This is a genomic window from Clostridium magnum DSM 2767, assembly GCF_001623875.1.
Taxonomy (GTDB): Bacteria; Bacillota; Clostridia; order Clostridiales; family Clostridiaceae; genus Clostridium_AM; species Clostridium_AM magnum.
Genome location: NZ_LWAE01000021.1, coordinates 14,096 through 29,721, shown reverse-complemented (window position 1 = coordinate 29,721; position 15,626 = coordinate 14,096). Strand labels below are relative to the sequence as shown.

13 protein-coding genes and 1 other annotated feature are annotated in these 15,626 nt (G+C 31.8%); of the genes, 3 read left to right on the top strand and 10 right to left on the bottom strand.

Translation table 11 applies throughout. The features are described 5' to 3' along the window. The 8 genes from glgB to CLMAG_RS30200 all read right to left on the bottom strand — a co-directional run. A partial coding sequence (gene glgB, locus CLMAG_RS30235) for a 1,4-alpha-glucan branching protein GlgB (protein ID WP_066631245.1) occupies positions 1 to 1,175 on the bottom strand: 1,175 nt, incomplete at its 3' end. A 296-nt stretch (positions 1,176 to 1,471) separates the two neighbouring features. After that, the gene (locus CLMAG_RS30230; protein WP_066631242.1) at positions 1,472 to 2,749 is read right to left on the bottom strand and encodes a homoserine dehydrogenase; all 1,278 of its coding nucleotides are present in this window, start codon (positions 2,747 to 2,749) and stop codon (positions 1,472 to 1,474) included. Between the two features lie 159 nt (positions 2,750 to 2,908). Beyond that, complete coding sequence (locus CLMAG_RS30225) at positions 2,909 to 4,228, bottom strand: aspartate kinase (RefSeq protein WP_066631241.1); 1,320 nt, start codon at positions 4,226 to 4,228, stop codon at positions 2,909 to 2,911. A 43-nt stretch (positions 4,229 to 4,271) separates the two neighbouring features. Then, complete coding sequence (thrB, locus tag CLMAG_RS30220; RefSeq protein WP_066631240.1) at positions 4,272 to 5,174, bottom strand: homoserine kinase; 903 nt, start codon at positions 5,172 to 5,174, stop codon at positions 4,272 to 4,274. 8 nt (positions 5,175 to 5,182) lie between these two features. Further along, positions 5,183 to 6,664 carry a threonine synthase gene (gene thrC / locus CLMAG_RS30215; protein WP_066631239.1) on the bottom strand — a complete coding sequence of 494 codons (1,482 nt, stop codon included), beginning with the start codon at positions 6,662 to 6,664 and terminating at the stop codon, positions 5,183 to 5,185. Positions 6,665 to 6,750: 86 nt separating this feature from the next. Continuing rightward, positions 6,751 to 7,029: a binding site (T-box leader), on the bottom strand. A gap of 237 nt (positions 7,030 to 7,266) precedes the next feature. Then, positions 7,267 to 7,554 carry a putative quinol monooxygenase gene (locus tag CLMAG_RS30210; protein WP_066631237.1) on the bottom strand — a complete coding sequence of 96 codons (288 nt, stop codon included), beginning with the start codon at positions 7,552 to 7,554 and terminating at the stop codon, positions 7,267 to 7,269. A 158-nt stretch (positions 7,555 to 7,712) separates the two neighbouring features. Then, a complete protein-coding gene (locus CLMAG_RS30205; protein WP_066631235.1) occupies positions 7,713 to 8,297 on the bottom strand; it encodes a nitroreductase family protein in 585 nt (194 codons plus the stop codon). A 119-nt stretch (positions 8,298 to 8,416) separates the two neighbouring features. Continuing rightward, positions 8,417 to 9,424, bottom strand: a complete 1,008-nt coding sequence (locus CLMAG_RS30200) for a proline racemase (RefSeq protein ID WP_066631233.1) — start codon at positions 9,422 to 9,424, stop codon at positions 8,417 to 8,419. A gap of 472 nt (positions 9,425 to 9,896) precedes the next feature. On the opposite strand from CLMAG_RS30200, the gene CLMAG_RS30195 reads away from it, so the two are divergent. Next, positions 9,897 to 11,054 carry an ABC transporter substrate-binding protein gene (locus tag CLMAG_RS30195; protein ID WP_066631231.1) on the top strand — a complete coding sequence of 386 codons (1,158 nt, stop codon included), beginning with the start codon at positions 9,897 to 9,899 and terminating at the stop codon, positions 11,052 to 11,054. A gap of 93 nt (positions 11,055 to 11,147) precedes the next feature. Continuing rightward, positions 11,148 to 11,915 carry an AraC family transcriptional regulator gene (locus CLMAG_RS30190; protein ID WP_066631230.1) on the top strand — a complete coding sequence of 256 codons (768 nt, stop codon included), beginning with the start codon at positions 11,148 to 11,150 and terminating at the stop codon, positions 11,913 to 11,915. 124 nt (positions 11,916 to 12,039) lie between these two features. On the opposite strand, the gene CLMAG_RS30185 is transcribed toward CLMAG_RS30190, so the two are convergent. Both CLMAG_RS30185 and CLMAG_RS30180 read right to left on the bottom strand, forming a co-directional pair. Beyond that, on the bottom strand, positions 12,040 to 13,128 hold the full coding sequence (locus CLMAG_RS30185; protein ID WP_066631229.1) for an XdhC family protein: 1,089 nt from the start codon (positions 13,126 to 13,128) through the stop codon (positions 12,040 to 12,042). An 86-nt stretch (positions 13,129 to 13,214) separates the two neighbouring features. Then, a complete protein-coding gene (locus CLMAG_RS30180; RefSeq protein WP_066631228.1) occupies positions 13,215 to 13,970 on the bottom strand; it encodes an exodeoxyribonuclease III in 756 nt (251 codons plus the stop codon). 252 nt (positions 13,971 to 14,222) lie between these two features. Here CLMAG_RS30180 and CLMAG_RS30175 point away from each other — a divergent pair, with 252 nt between their 5' ends. Next, positions 14,223 to 15,623: an MATE family efflux transporter gene (locus CLMAG_RS30175; RefSeq protein WP_066631227.1), complete on the top strand. Its 1,401-nt coding sequence runs from the start codon at positions 14,223 to 14,225 to the stop codon at positions 15,621 to 15,623. Positions 15,624 to 15,626: the final 3 nt, after the last annotated feature.

Genomic DNA, 15,626 nt, shown 5'->3' with positions numbered 1-15,626 from the left:
CCCATATTCCATTTGAAATTAAATGCTAGCCCTCCTATGTCTGCGGGCTTTGTTATCATAGGCCATGAAGTGGATTCTTCAGCAATCATTAACAGATTGGGAAATTCATTAAATAAGGCTGTGTTTAACTCTTTAAAAAATTCAACAGCTTCTAAGTTTTCACTACCTCCATTTTTATTTGGAGTCCACTCTCCTTCTTTTCTATCATAATTCAGGTAGAGCATGTTTGTTACTGCATCTACCCTTAATCCATCAATATGATATTCCTTGAGCCAAAACAATGCATTTGATATTAGAAAACTTTTTACCTCTGATCTCCCTAGGTCAAAATTTGCTGCTCCCCAACCTCTATTTTCCGATTTGTTTGTATCCTCATATTCATATGTAGGTGTGCCATCAAATCTATAGAGGCCATGCTCATCTTTACAAAAATGTCCTGGAACCCAATCCAGTATCACTCCTATACCTGATCTATGTAGAGTATCTATTAAGTATTTGAAGTCATCTGTATTTCCATACCTACTAGTAACTGCATAGTATCCTGTTAGCTGGTAACCCCAAGAATCATCTAACGGATGTTCCATTACAGGCATTATTTCTACATGAGTGTATCCCATCCTCTCCACATATAAAGATAACTCTTCTGCTATTTCTCTATAATTTAAAAACTCTCCTTTTTCATTTCTTTTCCATGATCCTAAATGTATCTCATAAATATTTATAGGACTTTCATATATGTTTTTAGAAGTTCTAAGATTTAACCATTTTTTATCTTTCCATTTAAAGTTGCTCTTTTTTACGAAATAAGAAGCTGTATTAGGCCTCTTTTCACTATATAATCCATAGGGATCTGCCTTTAAAACCTTTTTTCCGTTCTTTTGAGTTATTTCATATTTATACACAAAACTTCCATTTAGCCTTGGAACAAATAAACTCCATAGTCCTTCACTAGACAATCTTTCAAAAGAATATTCCTCTTTAGATTTCCAGTCATTAAACTCCCCAACTACTCTTATATCTATAGCCTTTGGAGCCCAGGTTGTAAATCTTACTCCCCAAACTTCACCCTCTTTTACATAATGCGCCCCCATGAATTTATAAGACTCATAATGAGTTCCTTCATGAAAAAGGTGAATATCATAGTTTGATATAAAAGATTTGTTTCCTAGCTGCATACCACTCACCTCTTTTTAAGTAATTGTTACTTGTATATTAATTCTACAAAAGTTTTATTTTACCTTCTATAAATGCCATAAATACTAATAATTGGAGTTTACTTGTGTAATCTAACGATGAAAATGATTACTCCCCTTCCAATATAAACATATAGAGTTATAGTATATTTACATTTTTTCAATTATATGCCTAAATCCCCAAAAAACAAACAGAAATTATCCAGTACCATTAGTACTAGACAATTTCTGTTATATAATTCCAATTTAAATTTGTAAATTAAATTTCTTATTATTTTTTAGCTTAGGTTTTCAATTCTAATTACGTTTTTAATTTTATCCACCATATTTAATTTCTGTATATCTTCTAAGGATTTATTAATATTACCCTCAAAAGTATCATGAGTAACAAGAACTAATGATACAAAATCTTCTTTTTTAGGTTTCTGTATGAAAGATAAGATACTAACTTGATTTTCTCCAAATATAGTAGTAATCTTTCCCAAAACCCCTGGTTGATCTTTTACTGTAATTCTTAAATAATACTGAGATTTAATATCCTCTGCAGCAACTAATTCTTTGTTAGTGTATTGTCTTTTTATAGGAGGCACTTCTTCGTTTCTTAAAACTGATATAATATCTCCAACTACAGCACTACCTGTTGGAAGTTCTCCAGCCCCTCTTCCGTAAAGCATTAAATCTCCTACAGCATTTCCTTTAATGAAGATAGCATTGAAAGAATCATTAACATTAGCTAAAGGATGAATTGCAGGAATCATTGTAGGATGTACTCTAGTTTCTAGCTTTCCATTTACTTCTTTAACTATAGATAAAAGCTTTATTACGTATCCTAATTCCTTAGCATATTCTATATCTTTAGATTTTATTTTAGTTATTCCTTCTCTATATATATTATTTACATCTATGTCAGTTTCAAAAGCTAAAGTAGTTAAAATACCTAATTTATAAACTGCATCATAACTTTCTACATCAGAAGTTGGATCTGCTTCTGCATAACCCTTTTCTTGTGCTTCTTTAAGAGCACTTTCGAAATCCATGCCTTCTAAAGTCATCTTAGTTAATATATAATTTGTAGTTCCATTGATTATTCCTATAACTTGTTCTATCTTATTAGCTGTTAAGCTTTCATTTATACCATGTATTACAGGGATTCCGCCTGCTACGCTAGCCTCAAAATTTACGATAACTCCTTGTTCTTCAGCTTCCTTAAAAATTTGTTTTCCATTAGTTGCTATAAGGAACTTGTTTGCTGTTACAACATGTTTCTTTCCTCTTATTGCGTTTAATATATAGTCTTTAGCAGGTTCTAATCCTCCAATAACCTCTACTACAATCTTTATACTGTCATCATTGAATATTTCATCTGCATTTGTAGTTAAAAGCTCTTCTGGCACCTCTACTGTTCTATTTTTGTTTATATCTCTTACTAGTATCTTTGCTATTTCTATATCATAACCTGATCTTTTCATTATAGCTTCTTTATTGGATTTTAATATATTCCAAACACCTTTACCTACGTTTCCCAAACCTAATAATGCAATTCTAACCTTTTTCATAATAATTCCCTCTCCTTTCTAATTTAACCTGACTAACTTGGCGTAAGTCTCCCACTTTTTCAAGTGGGAGTTCAACGCCAAGGAAGTCATGCATTCGCAGCTCTAAAATTCAGATAGGGTAAAAAAATCCCAATCTGAATTAAGATCTTGCTTCAAAAATTAATTTGTAAAAGCTTTATATATACCCCTGAGTGCTTTTTCGAATTCATCATTTTCCACACCAACAGTAATATTTATTTCACTAGAGCCTTGATTAATCATTCTGATATTTACATCTGCATCCGCAAGTCCCTTAAATACCTTTGAAGATATTCCTTTAGTTTTACTCATTCCTTTTCCAACTGTAGCTATAAGGGCCATATTAGGATGAACTTCTAAGGAATCTGGATTACATTGTTTTCTAATATCTTCTAATATACTATCTAACTTATCTCCAAGTTGTGTATCTTCTATTACTAAACAAACAGAATCTATACCTGATGGCATATTCTCAAAGGATACTCCATGACTTTCTAATATGGAAAGTAACTTTCTGCAAAAACCTTTTTCATAATTCATAAGCATTTTATTTATAGCGATAACTGTAAATCCTTTTTTACCTGCTATACCTGTAATTGTTCCACTATAGCTTACAGGCTTATCATCACCTATAATTAAGGTTCCCTTATCCTCTGGTCTGTTAGTATTCTTAATATTTATAGGAATCCCAGCATCTCTAATTGGGAATATACTTTCCTCATGCAGTACACTTGCTCCCATATATGAAAGTTCTCTAAGTTCTTTATAAGTTACTACTTCTATTGGCTTAGGGTTTTCTATAATTCTTGGGTCTGACATTAAGAATCCTGAAACATCTGTCCAGTTTTCATAAAGTTCTGCACCTAAACATCTTGCAACTATTGATCCAGTTATGTCAGAACCACCTCTTGAGAAGACTTTTACAGTTCCATCAGGCATTGCTCCATAAAAACCTGGTATAACTGCTCTCTCTACTCCTGCCATTCTTTCATCAAAAGCTTTTTGTGTAGCTTCCTGATCAAATTTACCGTTATTTTTAAAACGTATAATTTCTGCCGCATCTACAAATTCATACTCTAAATAATCTGCTAAAATTAATCCGTTTAAGTATTCTCCACGGCTAGCTGTATAATCTGCAGAAGCTCCTTCTGCAACTTTCTCTTTTACTTCATCAAGATATTTTTTTATATCTATTCTAACTTCTAACTCTTTAGCTAAAGTAACATATCTTTCCTCGATTATTTTAAAGACATCATCAAAGGATATACCATTTTCAGCATGAGCATGACATAGATATAAAAGATCAGTAATTTTGTAGTCCTTATTAAATCTCTTACCTGGTGCTGAAGGTACAACATATCTTCTATTTTCATTATCAAATACTATACCTTTTACTTTTCTAAACTGTTCACTACTTGCAAGTGAACTTCCTCCAAACTTGGCAACAATTAAATTATTCATTTTTGGCCCCCCAATATATTTATAAAATAACAATATTTTTATGCTATTTAGTTACTGAATCTATAGTTTTAACTACAGTCCCTACTGTATCCATTTTAAGCTCTTTAGCTAACCACTTACTTTGTAAAGTATCTAAAAATTTCTGAATTTCCTTTGAAAAATCATTATCTTCTTCTCTAATCATAACCATAATTGTTGGTCCTGCCCCACTTAAAAATACGCCCAAGCAATTAAGTCTTTCACATTCCTTCTGTATAGAATAAAAATTTTCTATAAGCCCTGCTCTATAATCCTGGTGCAATTTATCTTTACAAGCATCTTTAATTAAGTGGAATTCTCCATTATTTAATGCAGATACCATAAGAGCAACTCTGCCTAAATTAAATACCCCATCCTTATAATCTATAGTTTTAGGCAATACTCCTCTTGCTTTTTCTGTAGACAATGTGAATTCTGGAATAAGTGCACAAAACTTAATACCTTCTTTCACATTCACCTTGCTATAAATAAGTTGCTTATTTTCATATGCTGAAACAACTACCCCGCCTAAAAATGCTGGAAGCACATTATCTGGATGACCTTCTAGCTCTGATATCAATTCTAAAATTTCTTTTTTATTTAGTACTCTTCCTGCTAATTCATTTGCGCCGACAACTCCACCTACTATACACGCAGCACTGCTTCCAAGACCTCTGGATACTGGTACATCACTTTCTATTTTTATTCTTAAGCCAGTAGGTTTATATCCTATTTTTTCAAAACATTTCTTCATAGATATATATATTAAATTGTCCTCATTTTTAAATTTATCATCACAGCCCTCAAAAATAAGTCCTTCTTCAATTTCTTCTACTAAAAATCTATTATACATGTCAACTGCTACTCCGAGGCAATCAAACCCTGGCCCCATATTTGCGCTTGTAGCAGGCACTTTAACTTCTATCATGATCTCACCTACACCCCTAAAAACTTTTTAATTACTTCTCTCATTTCATCTTTTTTACAAGTTGTTTTATGACGGATTTCTTTTTTATCTAATCCTTCTATTCCCTTAGGTATTTTTAGGTCTAGGTTCTTTGATAAAGCTTCCACCATTTCAAACTCTGAAGCATTCTTATCTGCAAAATTCAAGACTTCATTTATGCTTTTTGGGAACTTAAATGGACTTGCAGTAGATGCTATTACTGTAACAGCATTATCTCCTGTATTTTTCTTGTATTTTTCATAAACATCATAAGCCACTGCTGTATGAGTATCAATAACATAATTTGAAGCTTCATAAACCTTCTTAACAGCTAAAAGAGTTTCTTCTTCTGTAGCAAAATCTCCATATAAAATTCCTAGCCTATCCTTCATTTGATCATTTAATTCATACTTGCCGTCTTTTTTAAGCTGTTCCATGAGTGTGCTTATAAGTTCTTCATCCCTACCACTTATTTCATATAAAAATCTTTCTAAATTACTTGATATTAAAATATCCATGGAAGGAGAATTAGTTACAGAAAACTCTCTTCTTCTATCATAAACTCCAGTATTCGCAAAATCTGCAAGTACTTTATTCTCGTTAGATGCACAAATAAATTTGCCTATTGGCACTCCCATGTTCTTAGCATAGAAAGCAGCTAGTATATTACCAAAGTTACCTGTAGGCACAACTACATTTATGCTCTCTCCATTTTTTATTTTTTTATCTTTTAATAAATTTACATAGGAATAAACATAATAAACTACTTGAGGTACAAGTCTACCTATATTTATAGAGTTTGCAGAAGAGAACATATATCCCTTTTCATTTAAGAACTGGTTAAGCTTTTCGTCACTGAATATTTCTTTAACCCCACTTTGAGCGTCATCAAAATTACCTTCTATACCCACTACAAAAGTATTTTCTCCTTCTTGTGTAGTCATTTGTCTTCTCTGAATTTCACTTACTCCATCCTTAGGATAAAAAACTACAATTTTTGTTCCATCTACACTATCAAAGCCATCTAAAGCTGCCTTTCCAGTATCCCCTGATGTAGCTGTAAGAATAACTATTTCCTTTGTTATACCTACCTTCTTTGCTGCTGTTTTTAAAAGATGTGGAAGTATGCTTAATGCCATATCCTTAAAAGCTAATGTCTTTCCATGATAAAGTTCTAAAAAATATGCTCCTGACTTGTAATTTAATGGTGCTATATATGGATTTTCAAACTTTTCATCATAAGCTTTATCTATACAGTTTTTAAGTTCATCATCACTAAAATCATCAAAATACTTTTTAATAATATAAAATGCAAGTTGCTGATAGGTCATAGCCCCAAGTTCTTCAAAGGATTCCGTAATTTTAGGAAATTCCTCTGGTATATATAATCCTCCATCTTCTGCTATACCTTTAATTATAGCTTCCGATGCCTTTACAACTTTTCCTTTTCCTCTGGTACTTTTGTATAACATTGAATTGCCCCCTTTTGAAGTTTCTTCATTAATTTATTATAAATAAAAAAATCTCTCGTCCTTATACGCATAATTTTACTATACTTATTAAGGACGAAAGATTAAGCTTCCGTGGTACCACCTTATTTGCAATTAGATATACTAATTGCCTCTCATTATCGGGTCGACTTCATAGAAGTATATCTTACTCAGTGTGAACCCTAACCATATATCGCTGGTAAACGTCCATGTCTACTTAACAAAAGTCTTTCAACTAGGAGGCTCCGGAGTGGTTATTATATATTCACATTAATACAAACTCCCACCTAATGTTTGCTCTCTGCAATTAATGCATCGAATATTTTTCTCTCCATCACAGCCTTTATTTTATTAAACTTGTATGTTAGTATATTATTCTTTTTAGAAACTGTCAATATATTTTTAACTATTTTTTATGTTCTGACAAATATTCGAATTTTTAATTCAAAACCATCTTCAACGCAAAATTATGAATAGATAAATTCAAATTATCCATAATAAAAGATTAACCCCCATAAAATGGGGGTTCTAAGACTTACTAAAAGAACTTTTCACTTTTCATACCTATATCAAATATTTCATAACTATACTATTTTATTATACAAATTTCTGTCTATTAGTTTTGTTCTAAGCTGCCCTAATATAGGAACTATTCTTGTAAAATGTTCTGTATTTTTATGTATCTCTAAGACTTCTTTATTTTCCCACTCTTCAATCATTGTTAAAATTCTAGAATCTTCATCATCTTGATATAATTCGTATTTTATACATCCTATTTCTTTTCTTGTTTCCTCAGCTAATTCTTTAAATAATCTTGTATATTCCTCAAATTTATCTTTCTCAACAAGATTCTTTACTACCAATTTTACCATTTTTAAAATCCCCTCTCTAAAAAGTAATTTAATCCATAATAATACTCTATGAAGTGAAAACTTGAATCAGATGGAGTTTCAAACTCCACCTGATTCTTAGTTGAACGAATCCAGGGACGTAGCCGCTCGCAACGTACACTTTGAAGAAGATGGGAGTATTAGAGCGGGTAGTCATCGGATAAAATTATATCATCTAAAGCTCTCTTAGGTACATGATGAATTCTCTCTTCATCTCTCCAATACTTAACACTACCATTTGATTCTATAGACCCAATAACCACTTCTTCTTTTGGCTTACCTAAGGCTATTACCAAAGCTATTTCATAATTTTCTTCTAAATTAAGCTTTGTTTTTAACTCCTTCTTATTTATATTTCCAATCATACATCCACCAAGACCTTTCTCCACAGCTCCTAGCAAAATACTTTGTGCTGCTATACCTGGGTCTAGAGAAGGATTTTGGCTAATAGATAAATCATTTAACATAATAATGTAGGCACTTGGTCTTTCCCCTTTTTCAGGACCATCCCATTCTTTTAAGTAACCTGCCCATCCCAAAGTTTTAAATATACTTTCATTTTTCTCTTCGGTGTTTGATAAAATGTATTTTAAAGGCTGCAGATTTGCTGCGGAAGGTGATAATCTAGCCATATTCACTAATCCCTTTAAAGTACCTATCTCAATTATTTCGTTCTCATAAAATCTTCTGTAGGATCTATTTTTTAAAATTAGCTCTTTAATCATTTTATACCCCCATAAGCTTCTATTGCTATTAATATTTTAATGTTAGCACTAATAATATTAAATTCAAGTGAGCACTTTCTATATACATAGTTACAAAAAGGATACAGAGAAAATTACTACTAACTTAGTGTGAATCCGTATTTAATAGGATCTTCTGGATCTATTAAAAATTGATTATAAGCTGTTATAAATGCACTTCCTGTTATTTCTGGTATTACAGCATCATAATTACCCACCTTTGTTTTCCCTACTATTTTACCCTTAAACTTAGTACCTAATATACTCTCATATATAAAATTTTCATTAATATTTAATTCGCCCTTAGCATATAGGGTTGCTAATTTTGCACTAGTTCCAGTTCCACAGGGTGACCTGTCCAATTGTCCCTTCCCAAATACCACAACATTTTTCAAGGTAGCATCTTGGCTTTCTGGTGGACCATATATTTCGCACAGATCCACAGTTTTTATATGTGGAAGCATTGGATGTTTTATCTCTACCTGTTCATTTACAGATTTTATGACCTTCATACCTAAGTCTACTATACGATCACATTCAGAAGGCTTTATATGAATTCCTAAAGCTCCTCCGTTAACTATAGCAAAAAAACTTCCACCAAAGGCTATATCTAAGGTAACTTTACCTACATCACATACGTCTATTTCTATATTTTTTTTATATAAAAATGCTGGCACATTAACTATCGACACTTCTTTAGCTTTTCCATTTTCCACTCTTACCTTGGCCTTTATAAGTCCTGCTGGTGCTTCTAAAGTTATATTCGTAAAGGGCTCTGTTACTTTTACAAGTTTTTTATCTACTGCTACAGTTGCAGCACCAATAGATCCATGTCCACACATATTTAAATATCCACCGCCATCCATGAATATAACCCCTAAGTCTGCATCCTTCCTTGTAGGTTCTAATATTATGGAGCCAAACATATCTTTGTGACCTCTTGGCTCATACATCATTGAAGTTCTTAGATAATCCATGTGCTCCTCTAAATAATGTTTTTTCTCTATCATAGAATTTCCCGGGATATTAGGTACTCCTTCTATTACTATTCTTGTAGGCTCTCCCATAGTATGAGAATCCACCGCATATATAGTTTTTATGGATTGCATTATTTACACCCCTTTCCGCTTAAACTTTGCTATATACTCATATAGAAATGGAACAATAATTCCTGAGCTTTCTATTTTAAATTGAACTATCTTTAAATTGTTGAGTATATCTATATTCTATCTAAAAAGTAAAAAATGTATTTTCTTAAATCAGGTTATTTTTTAGCCATTTTTAGGTTCTGAATATAAAATTGTTTTATGGATTACTTACTTTTTCAAACAATACAATCATTCAGAACACATTTAATAATATTATAATTTTATTATTATTTTATTAATGATATGTTAATAAATATATTGATATATTAATAATTTGCCAATAATATTATAATCAATAACTATAGTTTATGGCAAAATGTTTAGTATTTATAAATATATGGTCTGGCCATAATGAACCTGAACGAAACTAGTAAATATTTTAAAAATCAGCTGAAAATTAAGAAAAACAAAATTAATTTAGGGAGGAATTTTAGTGTTAAAAAAAGTATTATCCTTAGTAATGATTTTATCATTAGCTTCAGCATCTTTAGTAGGATGTGGTAAAAGCGGAGACACACAAACAGGAGGCAAAAATGAAGATGTAATAAAATTAGGAGCTGTTTTTCCTCTTACCGGTGATGTAGCCGCTATGGGACAATCCTGTAAAAATGCATTACAAATGCTAGAAGAAGAAACAAATAAAAGCGGTGGTGTTAACGGTAAGAAAATTCAATTCGTGTTTGAAGATGATGAAAACAAGCCAGCTAGTTCAGCAAATGTTATTCAAAAATTAATTAATCAGGGTAAAGTAGTAGGTGTGGTTGGAAGTTATTCAAGCAAATGTTCTATAAGTATGGCTCCAATTGCTACCTCCAGCAAAATTCCAATGATCTCTCTTGGTACAAATCCTAAAATAACAACAGATGGAGGAGAATATGTATTTACATCTACTTTCAACGATACCTTTCAAGGAACTATTTTAGCCAAAGTAGCTAGTGAGGATTTAAAAGCAAAAACTGCTGCTGTACTTTATGATGTAGGAAACGACTATTGTAAAGGACTTTCTGAATTTTTCAAGAGTAACTTTGAAAAAATTGGTGGAAAAGTAGTTGCTGCAGAAACTTATAATGCAGGAGATCAAGATTTTAGCGCTCAGCTTACTAAAATAAAAGGGCTTAACCCAGATATAATAGTACTTCCAGACTATTATAGTACCGTTGCTTTAATTACAAAACAAGCGAGATCATTAGGTATAACGTCAACTTTTGTTGGTGGAGATGGATGGGATGCACCAGAACTATTTAAAATAGGTGGAGATTCTGTAAATGGAAGTTACTTTAGTAATTTCTTCTCAAAAGATGATACAACACCAGCTTTCTTAAAGTTTAAAGATAGTTTTAACAAAAAATATAATCAAGTTCCAGATGCAATTGCAGCTAGTGCTTATAATGCAGGCAGCTTACTAATAGATGCTGTAAAAAAAGCAGGCAGCACAGATGGTGACAAAGTTAAAGATGCATTAAAAAATACTGATTCTGAAGGGGTTGCTGGTCACATTAAATACGATAGCAATCGAAATGCTATTATGAGTGGTGTTGTAATAAAGATAGAAGACGGAAAACAAGTATTTGTAAAGAAAATAAATCCTTAATTATTAATAATATTTGTATTGATGGACATGCTATTAACATATCTGCCAATACAAATATTAAATTTTCATACTGAATTGTACGAGGTGATTTAATTGAATGGTATCATTTGTGAAAAAAGAATATTTAATGACACATTAATTACCCATTCTCATTCTTATGCCCAATTAGTGTTACCACTTAGGGGCACCATGAATATTCAAACTCAGAAGAAAAATTTAATTCTTGATGAGAAGCATTTATTTTTCTTACCCATAGATAATATGCATTCATTTAAATCACAGGGACCAAATGAATTTTTAGTTTTAGATATACCCAACTATATGTTCAGTAATGAAGACATGAATAAACTTGAAGAAGGCGTTAAATGTAACTTGGATGAAAAATGGAGAGCAATTAGGTTTTTAATATTAAATGAGTTAAATGGAAAAAACAATGATGCTATCTACAAACTATTTCATTACTTTATTCCTTTTATCGTAAAAAAACACATACCAAATTCCGTTAAATACATCCATGAACATTTTAATGAAAATATCGATTTGAAAATACTGGCTAATATTGAAAATTACAGCCTTGCCTATTATAGCGAGTGGTTTAAAAAAAATATGATGCTTTCTCCGGTTGAATATATACAGAAATTAAGAATTAACCGAGTAAAAGAACTCCTAAGGGATACTGATTTAAGCATAATGCAAATTGCATGTGAAGTAGGCTATAGTCATAACTCCTCTCTTACAAGATTATTTAAATTACATGAAAACACAACACCTGCAAATTATAGAGCTGAAATCCGGAAAATGTCTGACTTACAATTAAAATCAGGTAATGAAGATTTGCAAAACTTAAGTTATCTATATTAACTCTATTAAAAATTGACAATGTATCGACCAATAAAAACGACGCCTAAGGCCTCGTTTTTATTGGTCGATATCCAAAATAATCAACATTTAATTTTTATTATTACTTTCTCGATCTTACCTTGATCTACTTTCCAAAGGGTTCAATAATTACATCCATTAAGCCCCCACAAACCATTCCTTCTTGTTCAGCAACATCACCGGTCATATCTACAGTTTGAATTTGATAGCCTCCATCACGAAGTAGAAAACGGGCATTATTGATTACCGCTCCTTCGCTGCAGCCTCCACCAATACTTCCTAAAATTTCTCCATGAGGATACACAAGCATTTTTGCCCCTGCTTTTCTTGGCACTGAGCCTTTCGAAGAGATAATTGTAACAATTGCCTTTGGTGTACTTTCTTCTTTAGATAGCTCTATCAATACATCTCGGTCAAATTCAGGCCAATTAGATTTAGAGGTTTTGATTTTACCACTATTTCTATCAATAAGTCTTCTATATTTAATAACCTGAGATATAATAGAAAAGGCTATCTCATCAGGAGTAACCGCTCCTATCTCCAAGCCTATAGGCGCATTAACGCTATTTACCTTTTCTTCCGAATAACCCTCGCTTATCATTTGCTCCATAACGCTTTTAACTCGACGCTTTGAACCAATCATTCCAACATATGCAGTATTATGTTTTAACACTTGTCTAAGACAATCCATATCATGTCTATGCCCTCTAGTTACAATGACAACAAAGGAAGCCTCATTTAAATTAATCAAATCAAAACACTTTTCGAAGCTTTCACAAATTACCTTCTCCGCATCTGGAAACCTTTCTGTATTGGCAAAGGAAGGTCTATCATCAATAACTGTAACGGAAAAACCTGCTCTTGCACCAAATTCAACTAAAGGTTTAGCAATATGTCCACCACCTAAAACTATTAGACGAGGCTCTGGAAAATATGGCTCAATCAAATATGTTTCCTTTTCAGATACTTTAACAACCTGGAGGTTTCCAGTTTCTAAAGCATTCTTGGCACCCTCATAAACAATTTCATTAAGATTATAACTGCAATTGTCTGTACGAAGGTCATTCTCAATTAAAAGAGTTTTATTATAGGAAAATTTACTTTCACAGTCCCCCTGATCCAGCTGTGTAACCATAACAGCCCTTTTTCCTGAATCCACCTCATTTAAGAGATTTTTATAGGCATTTACATTCATATTATTCATCCCCCTATCATACTTAATATTATAATAAAAAATTTTTACTTACCTGATGACTACACGTTCTAATACTCCTATCTAATTCAAGCTTTAATAACAAGCTCCACTGGACAATGATCTGATCCCATAACTTCTGTATGAATATCAGCGCTAACTAATCTATCCTTTAATGAATCTGAAATGCAAAAGTAGTCTATACGCCACCCTGCATTATTCTTTCTAGCACTAAATCTATAAGACCACCAGGAATATACTCCTTCTTTATCTGGATTGAAATATCTATAAGTATCAATAAATCCCGAATTTACAAGTTCTGTGAATTTTCCTCTCTCTTCATCTGTAAATCCTGCATTTCTTCTATTTGATTTAGGGTTTTTAAGATCTATTTCTTGGTGTGCCACATTTAAATCTCCACAAACAATTACAGGTTTATTTTTCTCTAAAGCTTTTAAATAGGCCCTAAAGTCATCTTCCCATTTCATTCTATATTCTAATCTCTCCAGTTCTTGCTTGGAATTTGGTGTGTACACTGTTACCACATAAAAATCATCAAATTCTAAAGAGATGACTCTGCCCTCTTTATCATGTTCTTCAATACTAATTCCATATGTAACATTTAGTGGTTCTTTCTTGGTGAACATAGCTGTACCTGAATAACCTTTCTTTTCAGCATAATTCCAGTACTGATAATATCCTTCAAGCTGCAAATCTATTTGTCCTTCCTGCAGCTTACTTTCTTGAATACAAAATACGTCTGCGTCAACTTCTTTAAAATAATCTAAGAATCCCTTAGTAACACAAGCTCTTAATCCATTGACATTCCATGATATTAGTTTCAAAACTACTACCTCCAAGAGTAAATTTTAGATAAATAATAAATTTATTATAACATAAATTGGCGTTTAGAAAATAATCTTTCAAATAACAAGTTACTATTTTTTTCAATTTCTTATCATTTCTAAATATTCATACAAATATATAATAAAAAAATGAATAATTTGTAAATTCTTACACTAAATTAATTATATAATTTTATTTGATGTATAATGTTTACTGTTGCTAAGTAATGTTTAATTAATAGGAGGAATAAAGTGACACTATTAAGAAAAGATGTATTTAAATTAGCGGTACCTATACTTGTGGAACAATTATTTGTAATGTCTTTAGGTATGGTTAATACTATGATGGCAGGCCATATAAGTAAAGAGGCCGTTTCCGCTATTGGTATGGTAGATTCAATTAATAATATATTTATTGCTTTCTTCACAGCCTTGGCAGTAGGAGGAACAGTAGTAGTTGCACAGTATGTGGGACAGAAAAATGTTAAACATGCTAATGATGCTATGAAGCAAGCCCTCTACTCCACTGTAATAATATCTTTGTTCATTACAATATTGATGTGGGTATTTAGAGATTCTGTTATAAGTATTCTTTTTGGCTCTGCAGATAAAACTGTAATAAGCAATGCCTACACCTATCTTGAAATAACATTGCTAACCTATCCTTTAATCTCTATAAGTTTGATGGCAAATGGGATTCTGAGGGGATCTGGAGATACAAAAACACCTATGAAAATCAGCATATTTATGAATTTTCTAAATGTAATCTTAGGATATCTTTTTATTTATGGAATAGATATTCAAAATAGTCATTTTCATATGAATGTCCCTAGCCTAGGAGTAAAAGGAGCTGCTATTGGTATTGCCATTGCAAGAATAACTGGTGCCATCGCTATAATAATCATTCTTATGAGAGGGACAAGATTATTAAAACTAAAAAATATATATAATTTTAAATTTAATTCAGAATTATTAAAACCTATATTTTGTGTGGGTATTCCCGCCAGTATAGAATCACTGCTGTTTAATGGCGGAAAACTTATTACACAAATATTTATTGTGGATATGGGCACAGCTTCCATTGCCTCCAATACAATTACAAATTCAATCGCCAATGTGTTAAACATACCCGGTAATTCTCTGAGTATTGTTGCTACTGCATTAATAGGCCAATACATGGGAAGAAGAAATACAGAAGAAGCTGAAAAATGCTTATCATATATTATTAAAGCATCAACAGTATTCTTATCAGTATTAGCGTTTGCATCAGTACCTTTGGCAGGATTTATTGTATCACTTTATACTCAAAATACTGAAATTATTGATATATCAGTAAAACTTCTAAAACTAAATGCCATATTTTCCCCACTATGGGCTATATCCTTCGTTTTACCAGCTGGTTTAAAAGGAGCTGGTGACGCTAAATATACAATGATTACTTCTATTATAGGTATGTGGCTATTTAGAATTATTGCTGGATATATCTTAGGAATTCCTTTAGGTCTAGGTGTTATAGGAATTTGGCTAGGTATGTATATAGATTGGATTGTAAGAGGAATATTATATCTTTTAAGGTTTAACAGTGGAAAGTGGAAAGAATTTGTTTTAATAAAGATAGAGTCGCCAAAAAAAGTAGCACAATTAAAAGCTTAATGT